At 69.7% G+C, this 23,759-nt stretch carries 11 protein-coding genes and 2 pseudogenes; 9 read left to right on the plus strand and 4 right to left on the minus strand.

Translation table 11 applies throughout. From position 1 onward, the window contains the following. Nucleotides 1–69: 69 nt before the first annotated feature. The 7 genes and pseudogenes from JOC24_RS31065 (at nt 70) to JOC24_RS31095 (ending at nt 10,577) form a co-directional block, all read left to right on the plus strand. Nucleotides 70–3,552, plus strand: a complete 3,483-nt coding sequence (locus JOC24_RS31065) for a non-ribosomal peptide synthetase (protein ID WP_205023777.1) — start codon at nt 70–72, stop codon at nt 3,550–3,552. Nucleotides 3,553–3,643: 91 nt separating this feature from the next. Next, a complete protein-coding gene (locus JOC24_RS31070) occupies nt 3,644–4,624 on the plus strand; it encodes a thioesterase II family protein (RefSeq protein WP_205023778.1) in 981 nt (326 codons plus the stop codon). 257 nt (nt 4,625–4,881) lie between these two features. Then, nucleotides 4,882–5,739 (plus strand): annotated as a pseudogene (locus JOC24_RS34310) (3-hydroxyacyl-CoA dehydrogenase family protein); the annotation flags it as partial. A gap of 39 nt (nt 5,740–5,778) precedes the next feature. Beyond that, nucleotides 5,779–6,024, plus strand: a complete 246-nt coding sequence (locus tag JOC24_RS31080; protein WP_205023780.1) for an acyl carrier protein — start codon at nt 5,779–5,781, stop codon at nt 6,022–6,024. Nucleotides 6,025–6,101: 77 nt separating this feature from the next. After that, a complete protein-coding gene (locus JOC24_RS31085; RefSeq protein WP_205023781.1) occupies nt 6,102–7,310 on the plus strand; it encodes a class-II aminoacyl-tRNA synthetase family protein in 1,209 nt (402 codons plus the stop codon). 2 nt (nt 7,311–7,312) lie between these two features. Continuing rightward, on the plus strand, nt 7,313–9,949 hold the full coding sequence (locus JOC24_RS31090; RefSeq protein WP_205023782.1) for a condensation domain-containing protein: 2,637 nt from the start codon (nt 7,313–7,315) through the stop codon (nt 9,947–9,949). Between the two features lie 58 nt (nt 9,950–10,007). Beyond that, entirely contained in the window at nt 10,008–10,577 is a 570-nt protein-coding gene (locus JOC24_RS31095; RefSeq protein WP_205023783.1) for a cysteine dioxygenase family protein, read from the plus strand. A 126-nt stretch (nt 10,578–10,703) separates the two neighbouring features. On the opposite strand, the pseudogene JOC24_RS31100 reads toward JOC24_RS31095, so the two are convergent. The 4 genes and pseudogenes from JOC24_RS31100 to JOC24_RS31115 all read right to left on the minus strand — a co-directional run. Then, nucleotides 10,704–14,114, minus strand: a pseudogene (locus JOC24_RS31100) (amino acid adenylation domain-containing protein); the annotation flags it as partial. Between the two features lie 385 nt (nt 14,115–14,499). Then, nucleotides 14,500–15,642 (minus strand): threonine synthase, encoded by a 1,143-nt coding sequence (locus JOC24_RS31105; RefSeq protein ID WP_205023785.1) that lies wholly within the window; start codon nt 15,640–15,642, stop codon nt 14,500–14,502. 159 nt (nt 15,643–15,801) lie between these two features. Next, nucleotides 15,802–17,562: an ABC transporter ATP-binding protein gene (locus tag JOC24_RS31110; RefSeq protein WP_205023786.1), complete on the minus strand. Its 1,761-nt coding sequence runs from the start codon at nt 17,560–17,562 to the stop codon at nt 15,802–15,804. Further along, entirely contained in the window at nt 17,559–19,343 is a 1,785-nt protein-coding gene (locus JOC24_RS31115) for an ABC transporter ATP-binding protein (RefSeq protein WP_205023787.1), read from the minus strand. The genes JOC24_RS31110 and JOC24_RS31115 overlap by 4 nt, the downstream gene beginning before the upstream one ends. Nucleotides 19,344–20,930: 1,587 nt before the next feature. Here JOC24_RS31115 and JOC24_RS31120 point away from each other — a divergent pair. Beyond that, nucleotides 20,931–22,073: an acyl-CoA dehydrogenase family protein gene (locus JOC24_RS31120; protein WP_239581253.1), complete on the plus strand. Its 1,143-nt coding sequence runs from the start codon at nt 20,931–20,933 to the stop codon at nt 22,071–22,073. After that, nucleotides 22,070–23,359, plus strand: coding sequence for a condensation domain-containing protein (locus tag JOC24_RS31125; RefSeq protein ID WP_205023788.1), 1,290 nt, complete (start codon nt 22,070–22,072; stop codon nt 23,357–23,359). Before JOC24_RS31120 ends, JOC24_RS31125 begins: the two co-directional genes overlap by 4 nt. Nucleotides 23,360–23,759: the final 400 nt, after the last annotated feature.

Consider the following 23,759-nt stretch of genomic DNA (forward strand, 5'->3'; position numbering starts at 1 on the left):
AGTTCTCCGTAAGAAATCCGTGCTTCCTATCGATGGAATGGGTGGAACAACATGTCGCAGCGGTCCGTAGTGGACGTTGTCTCGGATGTGTGGACGGCTGTCCTTCGGACCGAGATACCCGGCCCGGACGCCAACTTCTTCGCGATGGGCGGGAACTCGCTCCAGGGAGCCAGGGTGATCGGCCGGCTCCGTGAGGAGCTCGGCATCCGGATTCCGCTCAGCGTGCTGTTCGAGGCCCGGACGCTCGCCCAGCTGGTCACCGCCATCGAGGGGATGCGGGAAGAGGCCCCCGGGGCGGCGACGACCATCGAGCCGTTCGGTGAGAGGACGGATGACGTCTTCCACGCCCCCACGTCGTTCGCACAGCAGCGCCTGTGGGTGGACGAGCACATCCAGGGGCCCAGCTCCCGCTACAACATCCCCGTGGCCCACGAGATCGGCGGGCCGCTCGACATCGCGGCGCTGGGGACGGCCGTCCAGACGCTGGCCGACCGTCACGAGGTCTTCCGCACCACCATCACGGCCGTCGACGGAATTCCCGAGCAGGTGATCCAGGCCAGGATCGACCTGCCGTTGACCGTGGTCGACCTCAGGGACGAGCCGGAGGAGAAGCAGGAGCAGGCCCTGGCCGACCAGCTCCTCGTCTCCGCCCAGCGGCCCTTCGACGTGGAGCGGGGCCCGCTCCTGCGCGTGGAGTTGTACCGCCTGGACGAGCAGTGGCACGTCCTGCTCATCAACCTCCACCACATCATCACCGATGTGCACTCCTACGAGCTCGCCATGTCCGAGCTGCTCGAGCTGTACGCGGCAGCCGCCGGCGGAACGCTCCCCGCGGCGGAGCCGCCCCCGGTGCAGTACGCCGACTACGCCGCCTGGCAGCGGCGCACCATCGGCGGAGCCACGCTCGACCGGCAACTGGACTACTGGAAGGAGCGGTTGCGCGGACCACTGCCCGTGCTGGATCTGCCGACCGACCTGCCGGCCAGGGAGACCACCATGAGCCGCGGGGCCTCCGTGGGCATCGAGCTCCCCCGGGCGGTGTCGCGACGGATCCGCGAGCTGTCCAAGGAGAACGACGCGACTCCGTTCATGACCATGTTCACCCTGCTCAACGTGCTGCTCAGCCGGTACAGCGGCCAGACGGACATCGTGGTCGGCATCCCGAGCACCAACCGGGACCTTCCCGAACTGGAGACCATGCTCGGGTGTTTCCTCAACACCCTCGCGCTGCGCAGCGATCTGTCCGGTGATCCGACTCTGACCGCTCTGCTCGGCGACGTCCGCACCCGGACACTGGAGGCCTTCGCGAACCAGGACGTCCCCTACGAGCGGGTGGTCAACGCGATCTCCACCGACCGCTCCTCCCGACAGGGGCCGTTCCGGGTGATGCTGGCGTTCCAGCACGAGTTGCCCGCACCGGAGCTGACCGGACTCAGCGTCACCGATGTGGATCTGGACCTGGGTATGAGGGCGGTCAAGTTCGACCTGGTGTTCAGGGTCGTCGAGGCCGAGTTCACGTACCGCCTCGCACTGGACTACAACACCGACCTCTTCGTCGAGGACAAGGCGTGGCGTATCCTCGAGCACCTCGCTGTGCTCGCGGCGGACGCGGTCGCCTCTCCCGCCAAGCGCATCTCGGAACTCACCATCCTTCCCGACGGGGAGCGCCGGCAGCTCGAGAAGTGGTCCACGGCGGCCTGCGGTCCGTACCCCACCGACCTCTTCCTGCACCGGCTGTTCGAGGAGCAGGCGCTCAGGTCCCCGGACGCCGATGCGGTCGAGAGCGGCGACGACCGGATCAGCTATCGCGAACTCGACGACAGGGCAGCACAACTGGCGCGGGAGCTGACGGCACGCGGCATCGGCACGGACGATCTGGTCGGCCTGTGTGCGGACCCGTCGCCGGACCTCATGGTCGGGATCCTCGGCATCCTCAAGGCCGGGGCGGCCTACGTACCGATCGATCCGCTCTCACCCGTCGACCGGATGTCGTACGTCGTCGCGGACAGCGGGATGAAGGTCCTGGTCACCACCCCCGAACTCGGTGTCCAGCTGCCGGCGGGCGTCCTTGAGAACGTGGACGTGGTGAGCACCGGAACCGTGGGGCAGGCCCGTCCCGCGGGCGCTCCGCGGCCCGGGGCGGAGGACGGCGCCCGTGAGCCAGCGCTGCACCCCTCGCAGCTGGTGTACCTGATGTACACGTCCGGAACCACCGGTAACCCCAAGGGCGTCGGACTGCCGCACACCGCGATCACGCCGTGGATCCAGTGGGCCCAGGACATCCGCCCGATGGGGCCGGGCACCCGGGTCGTGCACAATCTCTCGTACCACTTCGACTGGTCCGTCGAGCAGATGTTCCACGCGCTGACCAGCGGAGCCTGCCTGGTCATGCTTCCCCGTGAGGTCCGGGCCGACGGCCCGGCCACCGCCCGGTTCATCAACGAGCGGTCCATCCACCTGCTCTACCTGACGCCGACCCAGATGCGAGGCATCGCGGACGCGGACATCGGGATGCCGACGTTGCGCCACGTGTCCATGGGCGGCGAGAACCTGGACGCGGACCTGGTCGCGCGGACACGCAAGGTCGTCTCGCCCGAGTGCGAGATCTGGAACGAGTACGGGCCGACGGAGACCGCGGGAGCGGCACTGGTCGGCCGCATGGGCGACGAGCCTGTGGAGCGCAGCTCCATGCCGCTGGGCGAACTGATCGCCAACGCCTCCTGCGCGGTGGTCGACCGCTGGGGGAACCTCCAGCCGATCGGTGTTCCCGGCGAACTCTGGATCGGGGGTGACGGCGTCGCCCGCGGATACCGCAACCGGCCCGCTCTGACCGCCGACCGGTTCACCCCGGATCCGGCCAGGCCCGGCCACCGTCTCTACCGCACCGGTGACCTGGTGCGGCGGCTCCCCGACGGAGAGATGGAGTTCCTGGGCCGGGTCGACAGCCAGGTCAAGATCCGTGGTGTGCGGGTCGAGCTGGAGGAGATCGAGTCGGTACTGCGCGGGCACCCCGACGTCACGAACGCCGTGGTCGTCCTGGAGTCGGGCCATCGGCTGATCGCCTATGTGGCCCTGACACCCGGCGGCGATCTCGACGACGCCGCACTGCGCGCCTACCTCGCCCCGAAGCTGCCCATCGTCATGCAGCCGGCCGTGTTCATGTGGCTCGACGCCATTCCGCTCTCGGCGACCGGCAAGGTCGACCGCCGGCGGCTTCCCCGGCCCAGCGCCCCACCGCCCGTCGAGCCCGTCGTGGTGCCGCCGAGCACCGGGACGGAGCACACCGTCGCGGCGGCGTGGGCGGATGTGCTCAAGCTGGACGAGGTGAGCGTACAGGCCAACTTCTTCGAGATCGGCGGGGACTCGTTCTCCCTGTTGGCCGTCGTCAGCCGGCTGCGGACCGAACTGGGGCTGGACCTTCCCGTGCGCTCCCTGGTCGATACGCCGACCGTCGCCACGCTGGCCGCGCGGATCGACGTGCTGCGCCGGACCACACAGCCCCGGGAGACCGCCGACGGATCCGGCCGCGGTTCCGAGCGGGGCGAGATCTGAGCAACACCCCTGGCCCGGGCGTTCCCGGGACCAGCTCCGGCGAGATCGACCGCCGGTCCGGCCCATGCCGATCTGAACGAAAGCGCATGCGATGAACTCTGAGACGGAAATGATCCGTGCCGCTGTCCTGCAGGCGTGGCGCGACACCCTCGAAGCCGAACCCGCCTCGGACGACGAGAACTTCTTCGAAGCGGGTGGAAACTCCATCCTGGCCGTCGCGCTCCAGCGACGGCTTGTCAAAGCGCTCGGCCGCGCTGTTCCGTTGCGGCAGATCCACGAGCACCCGACGGTGGCCGGACTCCTCGGGATCAGCACTGCCGGTCTCCCGTCCGGGCGGGAGCGGACCGCCGGCGGGTCACCGGCGCTGACGCTCTACTGCCTGCCGTACGCGGGTGCTTCGGCGCGGATGTACGCGGACTGGGACAGCAGAATGCCCTCCTCGGTGACGGTGAAGCCCCTGGAACTTCCCGGAAGAGGGGCACGCTGGTCCGAACCGGCGCTGACCGGGATGGCCGCCCTGCTCGAGGACCTGGCCGGCGCCATGGACGAAGCGCGGCACACACCCTACGCACTGTTCGGCCACAGCTTCGGCGGAGTACTCGCCTTCGAACTCACCCGGCACCTCACGGACCGCGGCTTTCCCGCATCGCGGCGCCTGCTCGTCTCCGCTTGTCCGGCCCCGCACGAGGCCACTCCGGTCGAGACCAACCATGACCTCTCGGACGAGGAGTTCACCGAACGCCTGCGGAAGTTGCGCGGCACCCCGGAGGAACTCCTGGAGAACGAGGAGCTGATGGAGCTCTACCTGCCGACCATCCGTGCGGACTACACGATCCTGGACCACTACCGGGCGCCGCGTATCACTCCTCTGAACTGCCCGGTCTCCGTGTTCCACGGCGCCGACGACCAGGACGTACCGGAGGCATCGGTGGGTGAATGGGCCCAGTACAGCAATGGTTCCTTCGCGGCCGAGGAGATCACGGGAGATCATTTCTTCCTGCGTGACTCCGAGGACGAACTGCTGGCGAAACTGGCCCTGCACCTCGGAGGCGAGCCCGCCGGGGACGAGTAGTCCTCCGCCCCGGCGACGACCCGCGCCGACGGCCGGGAGACGAACCCGGCCATGCCACCGCGAGTTCGCCGATGCCGTCGACAGGGCCCGGAAAGGCGCCTCCGCACCGGTCGACGCGGCCCGTTCGACCGGTGCCGAACGGGCCGGACCGCCGGGGGAGCCGATGAGCGACGGCGACATCGCGGCCCCTCGAACCGAGCTGACCAACATGCCCTGGAAGCCCCCGGAGCACCCCTACCCGCAACCCCAGAAGGTGGTATCGAGTGAGTATCCGTACCGTAGGCGTGATCGGCGCAGGAACGATCGGCCGGGGTGTCGCCCAGTCGTTCGCGCAGGCGAAGTTCGACGTGATCCTGGTGGACATATCGCAGGACCAGCTCGACAGCGCGCTCGCCCAGATCCGGCGGGACGTACTGGTGCACGCCATGCTCCTCGGGCAGCAGTCGCAGGAGAGCGCCGAGACCGTACTCTCCCGGATTCGCACCAGCACCGAGTTCGCGCCGCTGGCGGACGCCGACTTCGTGGTGGAGAACGTCACGGAGAACTGGGACGTCAAGCGCGCGGTCTACGAGCAGATCGACGCCATCTGCCGCCCCGGCGTGATCTTCGGGGTCAACACCTCGGCGGTGCCGATCACCCGGGTCGGCTCGGTCACCGGGCGCCCGGCCGAGATCCTCGGACTGCACTTCATGAACCCCGTTCCCATGATGAGCGCGGTCGAGGTGGTCAGCGGCCACTTCACGTCCGAGGAGACGCTGAAGATCACCCGGGGAGTGCTCGAGGACCTCGGCAAGGAGGGGATCGTCGTCCAGGACTCCCCGGGGTTCATCACCAACCGGGTCCTCATGGTGACCATCAACGAGGCGATCTTCTGCGTCCATGAACAGATCGCCTCGGCCGAGGACGTCGACAAGATGTTCCGCGAGTGCTTCGGCCACAAGATGGGCCCGCTGGAGACCGGCGACCTGATCGGCCTCGACACGATCCTGAATTCCCTCACGGTCCTGTACGAGAGCTTCCGGGACAGCAAGTTCCGCCCGGCCCCGCTGCTCCAGAAGATGGTCGACGCCCGGCTGCTGGGTCGCAAGACCGGCCAGGGCTTCTACACCTACTGACATCTCCGACCACGGAAACCACGAAGGAGAAACACCAGAATGACGCACGAAGACGCCCGCGCACGGGTCCGCGCATTCCTCACCCCGCAGCTGGCGGGCCGGCCCCTGGCCGACAGCGACGACATATTCGCCCTCGGCTACGTCAACTCCCTCTTCGCGATGCAGCTCGTGCTGTTCCTGGAGAAGGAGTTCGGGTTGAGCCTCGGGCCGGACGACATGGACTTCGACAACTTCCGTACCGTCGACGGCCTCGTCCGCCTGGTCACCTCCAAGGCAGCGGTCTAGGCCCTCTCCCGGCGCGCGACGGCAATGAGCCGCCGTGCGCCGGGCCCGTTCTCCCCACCGGCGAGGAAGCGATCACCATGAAGCACCCGAACGACGCCCTGACCCGGATCGAGCTGCAGAGTCCGATCCCCGAGGCGCTGGCCCCCGAGATCGAGCGCCGCCTCTTCTTCGTGTCGCCCGAGATCACCGGCTACGAACTGGTCGTGAAGGACCAGGAGGTGCACGGCGTGGTCCTGCACTCGCCGGAGCCGCTCGATCACGCCGCCCTGACCGTCAAGGTCGACCACATGGTGAACAACGACGTCCGCAGGCAGCGGGTGACCCCCGCCAGGTCGGTCTGGACCTCGCCGCACCGGCGCACACCGCAGGGCGACGACATGTTCGACCTCCTCGCGGAGTCCGGAGCGGTGACCGAGGTGGGCGAGGGCCAGGTGGCTCTCGGAGAGCCCCTGCTCTCCCTGTTCACGTACTTCGACGAGGCCGTCTGCGCATTGCTGGCCGAGGACTTCGACGCCCGGGAGTACCGGTACCCGACACTGATCCGGACCAGGGCCCTGGAAACGGCCGGATACATGAAGTCCTTCCCGCAGCACCTGATGTTCGTCACCAGGCTGCGCAACGACCTCGACGTCTACCGCGACTTCCAGGACTCCTACGCCGTCGACGGACTGACCCCCGGTGCGCTCGACTCCTGCGGGAACGTCGACTACTGCCTGCCGCCGACGATGTGCTACCACACGTTCCAGCAGTACGGCGGACGCACGCTGGAGGCGGACCGGCTGCACGTCGTGACCTCACGCGGCAAGTCGTTCCGCTTCGAGGCGGCGTACTCCACGACGCTGGAGCGCCTCTGGGACTTCACCATCCGGGAGATCGTCTTCATGGGCGCCCGGGAAGAAGTCCTGAACTCCCGCGAGGGATTCATGCGCAAGGTCTTCGCCTTCGTCGAGGCGCTCGGTATGAGCGGCTTCTGCGAGGTGGGGAACGACCCCTTCTTCTGCGGCACGGACACCTCGGAGCGCATCTGGTCGCAGCGACTGATGGAACTCAAGTACGAGCTGCGGCTGGACGTCGCCCCGGAGCGGACGATCGCCGTCGGTTCCTTCAACTTCCACGACGACCTGTTCGGCAAGGCCTTCGACATCGGACACGGCGCGAACGGCCCGATCCGCAGCGGCTGCGTCGGCTTCGGCCTGGAGCGGCTCGTCTACGCCTTCCTCTGCCAGTACGGCCTGGACAGCGCAGACTGGCCGGCCCAGGTGCGCTCGGCCGTCGTCGGGAGTTGACGATGGACGAGAGCAAGGGCCGTGACCCGCGCAACCAGCGGGAGGAAATCCTCTGCGCCGTGTTCGCCCAGGTCCTCGGAGTGGACCAGGTCACCATCGACGATTCCTTCTTCACACTGGGCGGTCACTCCCTGCTGGCCACCCGCCTCGCCGTCCGGGTCCGGGCGGCCCTGGGGATCGACGTCCCGATGCGTACGGTGTTCGAGGCCCCGACCGTCGCCCAGCTCGCCGAGCGACTGGAGAGCGGCTCCGGCAGCAGGCGTCCGGCCCTGCGCCGGTTCGACAGCCCGGAGCAGATCCCGCTCTCGCAGACCCAGCGCCGGCTGTGGTTCCTGAACCGGCTGCACGGCGCGGCGGGGCACTACAACATGCCCATCGCCTACCGGCTGCGCGGCGAGCTCGACGTCCCCGCCCTGCGGCGTGCCCTCGACGACCTGGTGACCCGGCACGAGAGCCTGCGCACGGCCTATCCGGACTGGGACGGGCAGCCACAGCAGATCGTCCTCGACCCGGACGAGGCCCCGGTCGAACTGCCGGTCACCGCTCTCACGGAGGCGGAGCTGCCAAAGGCCCTGAGCGAGGAGGCCGCCTATGCCTTCGACCTCACCGCCGAGACGGTGCTGCGCTGCCACCTGTTCCGGCTGGGCACCGACGAGCACGTGCTGCTGCTGACGATCCACCACATCGCCTGTGACGGCTGGTCACTGGCCCCGCTCAACCGGGATCTGGCGTGCGCGTACTCCGCACACCGCAGCGGTGAGCAGCCGGACTGGGACGAACTTCCCCTCCAGTACGCCGACTACACGCTCTGGCAGAACGAACTCCTGGGCGACGAGGACGACCCGAACAGCCTCCTCAACCGGGAGACGGCGTTCTGGCGCGCGGAACTGGAGGGGTTGAGCGACCGGCTGCGGATCGACGCGGCCGCCCCCCGGCCGGACACCCCCTCCCACCGGGGCGGCCGGGTCGCCACCCGGATTCCGCAGCCGACCCACCAGGCGCTGCAGCAGTTGGCGCGGGAGACCGGCACCAGCGTGTTCATGGTCGTACAGGCGGCCCTCGCGGCCCTGCTCACCCGGCGGGGGGCCGGAACCGACATCGCCATCGGCATCCCCACCGCGGGGCGCGGCGACGAGGCACTCGACGACCTCGTCGGCTTCTTCGTCAACACCCTGGTACTGCGGACCAGGACCGACAGCGACCCCACCTTCCGGGAGCTGCTGTCCCGGGTTCGCAGCACGGACCTGGCGGCCTTCGCCCACCAGGACGTGCCGTTCGACCACCTCGTGCAGGCTCTCAATCCTCCTCGTTCGCCCGCCTGGCACCCGCTGATCCAGGTGATGCTCGCATTCCAGAACAACGCGATCGCCGAACTCGACATGCCCGGCCTCGCCGTGCGCGCCGAGCATGTGGACGAGGGGATCACACGCTTCGACCTGCGCTTCGAGCTGTTCGAGCGCTTCGCCGACCGTCGGACGCCGGCCGGTATCGACGCCAGCCTCACCTACGCTCTCGACCTGTTCACGCCCGCGGACGCCGAGCGGCTGACGCAGGATTTCACCGACCTGCTGAAGGTGGTGGCCACCGCTCCGCAGCTGCGGCTCAGCGAACTCGACCGGGCGCCCGTCCACGAACCGGACCGGGCCCGGCCCGCCGAGTCCGCGCCCTCCACCGAGAGCGCGCTGCGGGCGGCTTTCGTCTGTTCCCCCTACGGCCAGCAGTGGGTCGGCATGGGGCGGACGCTGTTCCGCGCCGAACCCGCTTTCCGCACCGTCCTCGAGGAGTGCGACAGGGAACTCGCCCGGCACACGGGCTGGTCGCTGGTGCACGAGCTCTTCCTCGACGAACCGGAAGCCAGGACGGGTGACGTCGGGGTCATGCAGCCCATCACCTTCGCCGTGCAGGTGGGCATCGCCCGCTGGCTGGAGTCCAAGGGTGTCCTGCCGTCCGCCGTCGCGGGCCACAGCATCGGCGAGATCGCCGCCTGCGTCATCGCAGGCATACTCGACATCCCCGACGCGGCCCGGCTCGTCCACCACTACAGCGACCAGCAGCGCCGGGTGGCGGGCCCGACCTGTGGCATGGCGGCGTTCGAACTTTCCGCGGCCGATCTCACCCCGCACCTTCGCGAAGGTGTCTCCGTCGCCGCCCGCAACGGACCCAGGACCACCATCCTGGCCGGCGAGCGCTCCGTCCTCGAGGCCATCGTCTCCGAACTCCAGGACCGCGACGTCCTGTGCGCGATGGTCCGCGTCGACCTGCCCGCCCACAGCGCGGCCATCGACCCGATCATGGCCGACCTCGAACGCGCCGTCGGCACCCTGACTCCCAAGCCCGGCCGCATCCCGATGGTGTCCTCGGTGACGGGCGAGGAGCTCGACTGGCAGCAGGCGACCGCCGGCTACTTCGCCCGCAACCTCCGCCACCCCGTCCTCCTCGCCGACGCAGTCGGCCGCCTGCTGCGCGAGAACGACGTCCTGGTCGAGATCAGCGCCCATCCGGTACTCGCCCCCGCACTCCAGCAGAGCGTCGACGACTCCGCCACCGACGCCACAGTCGTGACGACCATGCGACGGGGTGACGACGACCGCAGGGGTCTGCTCGACGCGCTGCGCACGCTGCAAGGCCTCGGGGTGTGAACGGACGCCTCCGACAGGGGCGCCCGGTCGGTGAGAACAGCCGGAAAGGACGATCCGTGTGAGTGAACATCCCAGGACCCCGTCGTCGCCACTGGCACGGCTCGTCGCCGACATCCGCGCGGCCCTGCGGGCGGGTGGAACCGACGATCCGGAGCACAGCGGACGGCGCGTCGCCGCAGCCGTCGCCCCCCACCTCCGGGGCGAAGGCCTCCTGACACCGGAGCAGCTGGAGCCGGACCCGCGCTCGTACAGGCAACGCATCCTGCATGTGGAGCCCGGCGGAACCTTCTCCGTCGTCGCGCTCGTGTGGCTGCCCGGGCAGCGGACAGCCATACACGACCATGTCTCCTGGTGCGTGACGGGCACCTATGTCGGAGCTGAGGAAGAGGTCCGCTACCGGCTCGTGGAGGACGAGGAGAAGCCCGGTCTCGTCCCCGTCGCCGTCACGACGAACAAGGCCGAAGCGGTCGACTACATCGTCCCGCCCGGCGACATCCACGAAGTCCGGAACTCGGCCGAGTGCACCACCGTGTCCATCCATGTGTACGGAGCCGACGTGGGCAGCCTCGGCTCCAGCATCCGGCGCACCTACGACCTTCCGGTGAGGTCGGCCGAAGAAGTCACCTGAGGCCGCGGTCGCCCCGGTAGGGGAGTCGCCGTGGGAACGACGGAAGGGGGCCCCGAGGCCATCGCCATCGCGATGACCTCGGGGCCCCCTTCCGCGCGCTTCGCCGTCTCCCGGGCTGACCGGCCCTCAGCGGTCGCCTGGCCGGCGGCCACCGGAGAGCAGAGCGGCGAGCCGTGGCCCGATCCGGTCGAGTGCCCGCCGCGACATCATCTCCCCGTGGCCGCAGTCCAGTTGCCACGTCCGGATCCGTCCGGTGACGTACGGGGCCCAGTCGTCCGGCCCGGGGGCTCCCTCGCCCCTGCCTTCCGTGGCGGTCCAGAGCAGGAGATCGCCGTCGAACACCGTCGGGCGGAAGGCGTGCGCAAGGCCGACGTTGCTCCTGAACACCCGTGCCATGGCGTCGACCTGCTCCTGCTCCAGGCCCGCGAGCACACTGTCGTCCGCTCCCGGCGCCGAGTCGCCGCCGCCCAGGGACTCGAGCAGCTCACGCAGTCCTGAGGCCGAGTTCAGGACGGGCTCGGCTCGGTGATGCAGGGGGTACGAGTCGAGCAGCGCCAGCAGGGCCACCTTCTCACCGGCAGACTGGAGCCGGGTAGCGATCGCCTGCGCCAGGAGGCCGCCGAACGACCAGCCGAGCAGATGGTAGGGGCCGGCGGGCTGGACGGCCCGGATCCGGCGGACACAGTTCTCCGCCAACTCCTCGACGTCCGCCGCGGGATCGGCTCCGGTCAGCCCGTTGTCCTGGAGGGCGTACACGGGCCGGTCGCTCTCGGTGAACCGCAGCAGACCCGAGTAGACCCATCCGACCCCGGCCGCCGGATACACGCAGAACAACGGCGGCAGGGCGCCGCCGGTGCGAAGCGGCAGGATGCCCGAGAGCGGATCTCCGCCGGGGCCGCGGGCCAGCAGCTCCGCGAAGGCGGCCACGGTCGGGGCCTCGAACAGGCTCCGAACGGTCAGGGCGGTACCCAGCGCCTCGCGGATCCGGGCCACCAGGCGGATCGCGTCGAACGAGTTGCCTCCCAGCCGGAAGAAGTCGTCGTGGACGCCCGTGCCGGGTACGCCGAGGACATCTGCGAACAACGCGCAGAGCAGTTCCTCGGCAGCGTCGCGCGGGGCGACCGGCATCCCGGCGGGGCGGATCCGGGGCGCCGGCAGCGCCGCGCGGTCGAGCTTGCCGTTGGCCGTCAGAGGCAGCTCGTCGACGATCACGAAGTGGTCGGGCACCATCTGGGCGGGCAGCCGGAGTGCCGCCTCCCGCCGCACGTCCTCGATGTACAGGTCGGGGGCGGACCAGTCCGGAGCGCGGTACGCCGGTGCGACGCCCGCCCCCCGGGCGGGCGCGGGCCGCTGGGGCAGACCGTCGCGGAACGCATGGACGGTGACCAGGCCGGTGTCCGAGAGCATCCGCAGCCCGTCCACGGTGACCCGGTATCCCCGCTCCTCCAAGTGGTCCCGGACCCATCGGAGTCGCCCCGACGTGTCGTGCACCTCGATCACCAGCTGGCTGACCAGGTCCCAGTGCTCGTCGCGGAGTCCGAGCAGGACCTCGCGTTCGCTCTTCTCCGCGTCGATCTTGAGCAGGTCGATGCGTTCGACACCGGTCTCGTCGATCACGTCCGACAGCGTGCGCAGATCGCAGGTCACATCGACGTGCCGCAGCCGTTCGGTGAGCAGACTGTCGAGATCCTCCTCCTCCGAACCGCCTCGGGGGAGAGCCTCGCGTGCAGGTCGCTCGTTGCGGACGAAGGCATCCAGGACATGGCGCTCCTCGCCGATGTCACCGAACCGCCCCGACATGATCGACATCTGTGGGTAGTACGTGAACGATGCCGTCCCCGACGCCTCGGCGAGGCCGCACGCGAAGAGCCTGGCGTCGACCCCGTGCAGCCGGGTGTTCAGCTCGAGCATCCGGAACAACTGCGGTATCGGCTCGAACGAGTAGACCACGCTGTCGGGACAGGAACGGGCGACGAAGAGTGAGAAGAACCCGATGTGGGCGCCGACGTCGAAGACGCAGGCCCCGCTCTCCGGCAACACGACCCCGTGCCGCAGATACTCGTCCTGCTCGAAGATCTCGCGGTACAGGAAGTCCGTCTCCGCCCGGTTGGGTCCTGCGACGGCCATCCCGTTGGGCAGCGTGTGCAGTTCCTCCCGGTCGACCAGACCGGCCTCCTCGAGACGGCACAGGTTGCGCAGTGCGCCGGCTCCGTCGAAAGCCGGTACGAGGTAGCCGGTCAGGCGCGTCTCGCCGGCCTCGTCGGGCACTGCGGTGACCACCGCTTCGGCGACCGCGTCGTGACGGACCAACGCCGCCTCGACCTCGCCGAGTTCGATGCGTACGCCTCCCACCTTGACCTGGTGGTCGTCACGGCCGGCGTAGTGCAGGACCCCGTCGGTGTCCCACCGGGCGAGATCGCCGGTGCGGTACATCCGGCTGCCGTCGGGGCCGTACGGATCGGGGACGAAGCGCTCCGCGGTCGTTCCCGGCCGGTTGACGTAGCCCCGGGCGAGCTGGAGGCCCGATATGTAGAGCTCGCCCGTCACCCCGGGCGCGACCCGGCGCAGATCCGCGTCCAGGACGTGCAGCACGGTGTTCAGGACCGGGGCTCCGATAGGAACCGGGCCCGGCGGGTCGCCGGGGCGACAGCGCCAGTAGGACACGTCCACCGCCGCCTCGGTGGGCCCGTAGAGATTGTGCAGTTCGGCATCCAGGACGCGGAAGAACCGCGACCGCAGCTCACCGGAGAGCGCCTCGCCGCTCGCGAACACCCGGCGCAGTGAGGTGCACCCGGCCGCGCCGGGCTCCTCGACGAAGAGCCGCAGCATGGACGGCACGAAGTGCACGGTCGTGATCCCCTGCGACCGGATCAACCCGGCGAGACAGGCGGGATCACGGTGTGCGTCCGGCTCGGCCAGGACAAGGCGGGCGCCGACGCACAACGGCCAGAAGAACTCCCACACGGACACGTCGAATCCGGCGGGTGTCTTCTGCAGGACGCGGTCCTCGTGGTCCAGCGGGTACTCGGCCTGCATCCAGCGCAGCCGGTTGACGATGGCCTCGTGGGAGACGGCCACTCCCTTGGGCCGGCCGGTGGATCCCGAGGTGTAGATGACGTAGGCGAGGTCCGACGGGTGGGGGGAGCGGAGTTCGTACTCCGCCGCCGCGAGCCCGTCCTTCTCCGACAGCCGCCGGACGTCCTCGACACCGACGGTCAGCAACGGCCGGGCGTCCTCGGCCATCATCCGTACCCGTTCGGCGGGCAGCAGCGGGTCGACGGGCAGATAGGCGGCGCCCGCCTTGTGCACGGCGTACAGGGCGACCACCAGTTCCACGGAGCGCGGCGCCGAGACCGCCACGACCGCCCCGGGCCCCGCGCCCTTGGCCACCAGCGACCGTGCCATCCGGTGTGCCCGGGCGTCCAGTTCGGCGTATGTCATGGAATCGTCCCCGGACACCAGCGCCACGGCGTCGGGCGTGCGGGCCACCTGGGCCGCGAACAGATCCGGCAGGGTCTCTGCCGCCATGTCGTGAGCCGGTGTGTCGCTCATGACGTCACTTCCCCTTGTTGTCGGACTGTCCATGGGCCCGGGCCGGGCTCCGGCGGGGCCCGGCAGACCCCTCGTGAGTGGTGTGTGTGGCCGTCGGCCGTCCACGCCGAGACGTGGGTCCGCCCGGCGTGGGCCGGGAAGCCGATCCCGCGTGCGCAGCCCCTCCCTACGCCCGGAGCAGCCGCACCAGGAACCGGGGTTCGGGAACGACCCGGCCGCGCCGCGCCGGCGCCCGCGAGGCTCCGGTTCGCCGGGACCGGCTAACCGGCGTCCCGCCGTTCCTCATCCGTAGGCGTGAGCACGGCCACCGGCCATCCCTCGCCGGCCATGACGCGGAGCCGCACCTCCACGGTGTTCCTGACGCTGAACACTAGAGGCCGTCGACCATCCGGCTGCGACCGGTCAGATTGACGAGGACGGTCTCGTCAGGGCTTATCCGTCCCGACGAGGCCCCGTCGCGTACGGCGGCGACGGCGGCGGCCGACGCGTAGCAGACGTCCACGTCCTCCAGGTCGCTCAGCATGCGACGGGCCGTGACGAGGTCCGCCCGCGCCGCGGAGACGATGGCGCCGCCGGTCCCGGCGGCGATCGAGTGCAGGTAGGGATAGTAGGGCGAGCCGTCACCGAGGAGGATCGCCGTCGCCAGACCGCGAGGGTCCTCGATCAGGTGCGCGTCCGACAGCTCCGTGCGGCCCTCCTGCCAGCCCCGTGCGGCGGGGGCGCAGGACTCCTCCTGGACCATCAGGAACGCCGGCATGGCCGAGAGTTCGCCCAGGGCCAGATACTCCCGCGCACCCTTGTGGGCGGCAAGCATGCCCATGCCGCTGCTGATCGCCTGCACGACGACGTCCGGAGCGCGGTCCATGGCGTCGAAGGCTTCGAGGTAGGCGAGTTTGAGGCCCTCCCTGCGGGCCCAGTTGAAGAAGCCGGCGTCGAAGTGGATGCCCTCCCGCGCCGCGTACCCACGGGCCTCGGCGGAGGCGTCCACATAACTGCCGTCCACCACGGTGAGGGCGGTCCGGCTGTGGTCCGGGATGTCATGGTTGGCGACGAAATCCTTGCCGCAGAAGAACCGTGCCCGCATCGTGGGGTCCATGCGCACCGCCCGGGCCAGAGCGGTCGAGCTGTTCCCCGTGCTGGAGCCGACGAACTCCTTCACTCCGAACTGGCGCAGCACCGAGGTCACCAGCGAGGCCAGCCGGTCCTTCGTGGTGCGGGTCGGCTGCCGGGACTCGTCCTTGATCCACAGCCCGGGGACACCGATGGCCTCGCCGAGGCGCGGCGCGGGCCGACACGGGGTCCGCACGGTCACACCGCTGTCGAGGAAGTCCCGTGAGGCCAACGGGAGCAGGTCGAAGTAGACCTGTTCCGGGTCGGCGTGGTCATGGCGGACCATGCCGGACAGTTCGTACCGAGGTTCCAGTGCTCCGGTGCACTCAGGACATCGGTACATCGGCGCCGCGTCGAACTCGCTCTGGCAGAGCATGCAGACCAGTACGAACTTCGCGCGCATGCTGCGCTCCTTCGGGGCGGAGGTGTACACGGCTGATTTCCTTCACGTCGGGTCTCGGATGGGGAGGAGCAGGGGCGGAGCGGGAGCGGGGGGGCGGGAGCGAACATGAGTACGCCCCCGGGGAGAGGGCTCCCCGGGGGCGTACGGATGATCGGAGGCTCAGCTTTCGCCGTTCCACGACCGCCACAGTGCCGCGTACGCTCCGCCCGCGCCGACCAGCTCGTCGTGTGTGCCCAGCTCGACGATGCGGCCGGACTCCATCACGGCGACACGATCGGCGTCGTGTGCGGTCTGGAGCCGGTGGGCGATGGCGATGACGGTGCGGTCCGACCGGACCGCGGCCACCGCACGCTCCGCCTGCCGGGCCGTCGTCGGGTCGAGCAGTGAGGTCGCCTCGTCCAGGATCAGGGTGTGCGGATCGGCCAGATGCACCCTGGCCAGGGTGAGCTGCTGTGCCTGAGCGGCCTTGAGTTCGATTCCGCCCGAGCCCAGCACGGTGTCCAGACCCTCGGGCAGTTCTGCCGCCCAGTCCGCCTCCATCAGGGCCAGCGCCGCGAGGATGGCCTCGTCGTCGGCCTCGGGCGCCGCCATCATCATGTTGTCGCGAAGGGTGCCCATGAACACGTGGTGCTGCTGCGTGATCAGGACGATGCGGTTGCCCAGTTCGCCCGCCGCGGCCAGGTCGGCGACGGGAACACCGCCGACCAGGATGGATCCCGTGTCCGGGATGTCCACGCCGGACAGCAGCTTGCCGAGGGTGGACTTGCCCGCGCCCGAGCGGCCCACCACCGCCAGTCGTTCACCGGGCCGGACCTGCAGCTCGACGTCGGTGAGGACCTCGTGACCGGGGAGGTAGGAGTACCGCACGCCCTGGACCTCGATGAGATCGTCCGCAGGCGGCGGTACCGGGGCGTCCGGCGTGTGCGACACCAGTCCGACGCCCTTGATACGCGCGAACGAGGCGCCGCTGCGCTGTAGTTGTTCTACCCAGATCAGCATCTGGTTGAGCGGGTCGACCAGCTGCCACATGTAGAGGCTGCCCGCCACCACGGTGCCCAGGGCGATCGACCCGTCGAGGTAGGCGAGCCCGCCCACGAGCAGGACGAGCGCCATGGGCAGGGCGTGCGCGAACTCGGTGACCGGGAACAGCACCGTCCGCAGGGCCAGGGTGCGGGTACTGGCGCGGTACGTGGTGTCGACGGCCTGGTCGAGGGAGCGGTTCTGCAGTGCCTGCAGTCCGTACGCCTCGACGGTGCGGGCGCCGTGCGCGGTGGAGTTGAGGATCTCGGAGACCTCACCGGCGGCCGCCCCCTCGGCGAGGTAGGCGTCGCGGGAACGCGCCAGGTACCAGCGGCTCACCACCCAGACGAGCGGCAGACCCACCATGGAGCAGAGCCCGAGCAAGGGGTCCAGGACGAAGACCGCGGCGAAGATGAACACGACCTGGACGCTGGCGATGAAGATGTCCGGGGCCGCGTTGCGCAGCGTGGCCGAGACCGTTGCGACGTCCAGTGTGGAGCGGGTGACCAGGTCGCCGGTGCCCACCTCGTCCGCGACCCGCCCCGGCAGCGCGAGGGCGCGGTCGACGACCTCCTCGCGGAGCCGGGCCAGTGCGCGCTCGCCGAAGCGGTGCGAGAGGCCGCGGGCATATCGCGTCAGTACCAACTGGGCCGCTGCGAAGCCCAGCACGGCGGCGGCCAGTCCGTCGACCTGTGAGACGGACAGATCGCCGGCCTCGAACCTGGTGATGATGCGGCCGAGCAGCCAGGGGCCGGCCGCGCCGGCGAGTGCGGCGAGCGACGTCAGCAGCAGCATCCCGCAGACGGCACGGGGGTCGTCCTTCAACAGCTGCCAGGCGGCCCGGCGCGCCGTCCTGCCGTCGGCGATCGGCAGGCGGGGCGTCTCGTCGGATCGGCTCATCGGGACTGTCCTTCCACAAGCTGCTCCACGGCGGCTCCATCGGGGCTTTCGGTGCTGCCGCGGAACACCAGTGCCGCGTATCCGGGCTGATCTGCGAGGAGTTCCCCGTGCGTGCCGGTCGCCCGCACCTTCCCGTCCACCAGGTAGGCGACTTCGTCGGCCTGGCCGAGCACGAGTGGCGAGGTGCTGACGACGAGGGTCGTCCGTCCCTGGCGGTGCTGTGCCACCCAACCGGCGACGGTCGCCTCCGTGTGCGCGTCCAGTGCGGACGTCGGCTCCACGAGCAGGAGCACCGCCGGGTCCGCCAGCAGTGCCCGGGACAGCTGCAGGCGCTGACGCTGTCCCCCCGAGACGTTGCGTGCCTGATTCTCCAGGTGGCTGTCGAGCCCGTCGGGCAGCGTCTCGACGATGTCCTCCGCTGCGGCGGCGTGCAGCGCCCGCACGACGTCCTCGCTGGAGCGTTCGGTGCTTCCGGAGACGACGGACCGCAGTGGTCCCGCGAACATGTAGGCGTCGTTGTCGGCGAGCAGGATGTGCCGCCTGAGCGCGGTGCGGTCCCACTCGCACAGCTCGGTCCCGCCCCAGGAGGCGTCGGAGTCGGTGTAGCCGGCCAACCGGTCCACCACGGCGCGCGGCTCGTCGGGGCGGGCGCCGACCAGGGCCGTCACCCTTCCCGGCTCGACTACCAGGCCCGACGCGGGGTCGTGCAGCCGGCTGGGGGTGGCCGGCGGGTCGATTCGGGTCCGCTGCTCCTCCGGAGCCGGGGCGAGGGACAGGATGTCGACCACCCTCCGTGCGGAGACGAGCCCGCGCGGCAGATCGTCCGCCCCCTCGATGAGGAACGAGACGGGCCCGAGAAGAGCGGCAACGTATCCGTAGACCGCGACGAGTTCACCGACGGTGATGGCCCCGCTGGCCGCCATCCGCGCACTGATCCACGTCACGACGGCGAGGAAGACCATGGGAAGACAGGCCGTGAGTGCCTGGACCCAGCTGGTGATGGCGGCGACGCGGTATCCGAGAGGAACGAGGGCCTGGGAGCGTTCCCGGTACCGTCCGGCGAACATGCGCTTGCCGCCGATCCCGTTGAGGACGCTCAGGCCGGTCACCATGTCGCCGGCGAGAGCGGTCAGGGCTCCCTGGTCCTCCCGGTAGCTGTTCTCGGCGCCGTGCAGCCTCCCCAGCAAGGGGCCGACCGTGAGCGCCACCGCCGGGACGCCGAGAAGGATCACCAGGGCGAGAACGGCGGAGATCTGGAACAGGAGCACCGCGGTGGCGACGTACGCGATGGCCGCACCCACGCCGGGGCCCGTGATGGTCAGTGTCTGGGCGATCCTGCTGATGTCGCCGGCCTGGAGGTGCGCGAGCTCACCCGCGGACACCTGGCGGGGCAGCGTCGATCCCAGGCGTGTGACGTGGCGTGTGACCACCTGCACCGTGCGGTAGGCCGCGTCGACGCGGATGAGCGTCATGGTGCGGTGCCGCAGGATCCCGAGGACCGCGACCACTGCCCCCGTGACGAGCAGCGCGCCGATCCAGAGGAGCAACGCCTGGGTGTCCCGGGCCCTGAGCCCGTCATCGATCGTCTTCGACATCAGGTACGGCGGAACCATGAGCGCGGACATCCATGTGGTGCCCCACGTGGTGCCGAGGAGTACGCGCTTGCGTTGACTGGTCGTCAGCCACCAGAGGTACCGGAGCGGGCTCCGGTGATCCGGCCGGCCCGGATCCTCGTAGGGGACCCGGCGCGCGCCTTCGGGCAGGTCTCGTCCGTGGATCATCTCGGCCGTCCTTGCATGAGGTTGGGGGACAGGCCCGGCTGACGGGAGCAGCGGACTGCCAGGGCCTGGAGGCGGTCGACCGGCCTGCGGGGGCGGGTCGTGCGGGGGAGATCTGCCGCGGGGCCGCCGCCGGAGAGGGGAGGCAGAGATCCACGGGGCTCCCGTGGGCGACCGATTCGCTGCGGTCCGCCACGCGCCGTCAACGGGAATACGCCACACAACCGACGAGGGCCGTATGGCGTGAGGTCGCAGTGCTCCAACGTGGGGCCCATGTTCTTAGTGCGTCGGCGGCTTGTCAATGTCTGCCGGTCGAACAGTGCCGGTGGCGGTGCGTCCGGTACCCGACAGTCATGCGAAGGGGGAACCGGTGCCCGACCACGGGAGGTATGCGCTTCGGGTCTCCGGCCGGAGACACTCGTCCATGTTGTCCTCATTTCAACCTCACGCGCCGAGAATGAACCATTCATGAAATTCCGTCGTGGGAGGCGCATGTGGATGTCAATGCTCCTCGGGCCATAGTTTGCACCTTGGTCCGTATGTCCGATGCCGGTGGGTCGGGGGCCTGTCGGCAGAGGTGAATCCGTGACTGGATTTCATGAATATGGCCTGAATCATACGCGGTTGACAGTTGGCTGCTGTGGTCCTGACACTCCATGCCCTCCCGGAAACAATCCGCAGCCACTCCGGAAAGGCAAAGGGGGCGCGTTCGGCCATAAGCTGCAGCATCGTCGGTGGGTGCGTGCGTGAACGCCACTTCACCGTGGACGGGGGAAAATCTCTGCGTCCCCCACCCGTGAAGGTGCGGGAGTGCCGGGCGCGGAACGGCCCCGCTCCCACCGCCGGCGCACCATCGCGCCCCACGTCACGGACGGTCCGGCCGGTGCGGACCTCACTCCCATCGGCGGAGCGGCCGGGTGCGCCCCCCGGGTGCGGCTTGCGCCCCCGACCAGCAACCTTCCCGCTGCCGAGCCCGCCGACCGGCCGAAATCTCGCCGGCCCGCACGATCGGACGACGATGAATCGGACATCAAGTCATGTTCCGCCCCTGGCGGGCAGGATGATCGTCCGGCGTCATTGACGAGGCGCCGGGCGGTCCATATATTCTCAACTCGATCGCATGCCGGTGCGCCGGCTTCGTGACTCCGGCGTGAATTCGGGTCATTCGGTTCATCCGCCGGAAACCTTTGTGGGGAAGCGCAGAATGCCGGTCGTCAACCACCAGGCCAAAACCAAATCACCGCCCGAGTGCCGCCCGGACCGCGTCAGGTGCGGAGGGGAATCCGATCCGGAGTTCAGGTTCGTGGGTCCCCGGTGTACGGGTGCATTCGATTCCGAGCCGAACCCGGAGAATGTCACCGAGCAGGCGGGCGGACCAGCCGTCGTCCGGTCCCACACCTCGGAGTGGCCATCGGCTTCCCCTGGTTCCGGGTGAAGGACGAGTCCCGGCGGACGGGACCACCCACGACCGACGGTGAGCGGTGCACCGGTGCCGGGCAGGCCCCCGCCGGTGCCGTCACCGTCCGCTGAGCTACCCCCGAGTCGGATGCCGCCGCTCCCACCGGAGCCCCTACCTTCGCAAGGATTCCGTTGATACTCAGTCACCTCTCCCCGCGGCAGGCCGAGCGCCACGGCGAGTTCCGCGCCTTCGCCGATCGCGCACTGGTCCCGCACGCGGACCGCTTCGATCGCGAGCAGGCGATCTCCCGGGAGGTCATCGCAGACCTGGCGGGGCAGGGCCACCTCGGTGCGCTGGTTCCCGAGGAGTTCGGCGGTCTCGGCATGGACTGGATCGAATACGGTCTGCTCACCGAGGAGTTGGGCCGGGGGTGCCAGTCGATCCGGAACTTCGTCGCCGTGGACGACATGGTCGCGCACTCGATCCACAAGTGGGGTACCAAGGAGCAGAAGGAGCAGTGGCTGCCCAGGATCACCTCAGGCCGGACTCTTGCCGCCTTCGCCCTGACCGAACCGGACGTGGGCAGCGATGCCGCCGCTGTCGAGACCACGGCGACGGCTGACGGCGCCGAGATCGTCCTTCGCGGCACCAAGAAGTGGATCAGCTTCGCCCAGATCGCCGATCTCTTCCTGGTCTTCGCAAAGCTCGACGGGCAGCACACCGCCTTCCTGGTGGAGCGGGACACCCCCGGTCTGACGGTGGAGCCGATCGAAGGCCTGCTCGGCCTGCGCGGGTCGATGCTCGGCCGGATCACCTTCGACGACTGCCGCATCCCGGCCACGAACCTGATCGGCCGGCCCGGCCTCGGGCTCACCTTCGTCGCGTCCAGCGCGCTGGACCTCGGCCGCTACAGCACCGCCTGGGGCTCGGTCGGTCTGTCCCAGGCATGCCTGGAGGCCTCGACGGAGTACGCCGCCCGCCGTGCCCAGTACGGCACGGAGATCAGCAACCATCAACTGATCCAGCAACTGCTGGCCGACATGCTCACCGACACCATCACGGCCCGGCTGCTCTGCCACCACGCCGGGGTGAGCAAGGAGCAGGGCGAGATGGAGGCGGTCAACCACACCCTGCTCGCGAAGTACCGGGCCTCGACCGTCGCCGTCAAGGTGGCCGCCGACGCGGTGCAGATCCACGGCGCCCAGGGCATCGGCGCGGAGGCGTCCGTGCAGCGGCACCACCGGGACGCCAAGGTGATGGAGATCATCGAGGGCACCACGCAGATCCAGCAGACCATGCTCGGCCAGTTCGCCGTCCGGGCGGCCCAGCTGTGAGCGATCTCCGCACGGGGGCGGTGACCTACGGTCAGCTCTCGGTGCTGCGCTCGCTGGAGACACACGGGCCCGACCACCGGTCGGTCGCCAACCTGGTCAGCGTCTGGGAGGTGCCTTTCGGCGTCGGGGCGGCCCAGGTGATGGACGCCTGGCTCCAGTTGGTGGAGGCGCACGAGTCGCTGCGGACCACCTATGACCTCGGCGGCCCCGTACCGACCCAGACGGTCCGCCCGCACCGCCCGTCCAAGGTGGCGGCGGTGGAACTGGCCGAGGACAGTTTCGCGGCGGCTCTTCGGCTGGCCGCCGAGTCCGCGGCCGAACCGATCGACATCGAGTCCGAGCTGCCGTGGCGAGCGTTCGTCACGACCTACCAGGGTGACGCGCTCCACCTGGCCACCGTGATCCATCATGTGGCCGCGGACAACGGCGCGTTGCGCGTGCTGGAGGAGCAGTTCGGCCGACTCCTGGACGGCGGGACGACCGGGCCGGTTGTGCAGCCGCTGGAGATGGTGCGGGCGCAACAGGAGGAGCCGGCTTCGCGGAGCGTCCAGCACTGGACCGAGGCATGGGGCCAACTCGTGCCCGCGGACCGGGATCCGGATGACGGCAGTGAGCGCCGCCGGGCCTCGCTGTACAGCCTGGAGGCTCTGGCCGCCACGCGGGAGCTCTCCGAACGGCTGAAGATCTCGGTCCAGTCGGTGGTGCTCGGCGTCGGCGCGCTCGCGCTGGCCCGGCTCAAGCAGACCGAGCAGGTGACCCTCGCGCTGATGGCCGCCAATCGCCTCACCGCCCGGTGGGTGCCACTGGTCAGCTCACTCAACCAGTTCGCCCCGGTGACCATCACCGTCGACGAGGAGGCCGACCCGCTGGAATACCTCCGGGCCGGCTACCTCCAGTGCCTGACGGCCTACATGCACGGCTGCTACGACGTCGACGCGCTGCGGACGAGCCTTCAGCGAGCGGGTCGGCAGGACACGGACCCCACCGCCTTCGCCAAGCACTTCAACTTCCTCGGCGATGTGGACGCCGAGCCCGAGGCCGGATCGGTCCTGCACACCGGGATCCAGTGGCGCTCGTCCACCCAGCGATCAGGGCCGAACTTCCACCTCGCGGTGGCCACCGGGAAGGGGATCCTCATCGGCGTGGGCGCTAGCCGCGACTATCTCGAAGGGGACCTCCCGGCCGTCCTCGCGGCATCGATCGAGGCCGGTCTGATCAATATCGCCAAGGGTTCCGAAAGTTCCCTCGGCGAGGTGTCGCTGGACAATCCGTGGAGGTCCGACTGAGCGGTCGCAGAATGCGGGGGGAAATCCATTTCCCCCCCGCAATTCGGCTGTCCGTAACCGGGGCGGGCCGGTTTCAGAACCCTGCGCAGATGCCGCGAAGCCTCTTCTTCATCGTTCACACCTCCCTGTCGGCGGTGACTATAGCCACCGGCGGTCGGAGAGGGAAGGAGGTTCTCGCCGAGGTGCGATGAAGGGCCCGGACGTCGCGCAAGGCGCACACCGAGTGCGGTCACGGGTGGCGACCGGGGTAGCCGAACGGAGCTGCCATGCGGCGCCGTTGGCGGGGCACGGCGGCTTGCGACGCGGCGCCGCGGAAGCCCCGGCGCGGCGCCCGAGGGCGTACCCCGCTCCTCTCGGCCGGGGGAAGAAATCCCGTGCGCTCCACGTCACCGCGGTCGGT

The sequence above is a fragment of the Streptomyces sp. HB132 genome, from assembly GCF_016909575.1.
GTDB lineage: Bacteria > Actinomycetota > Actinomycetes > Streptomycetales > Streptomycetaceae > Streptomyces.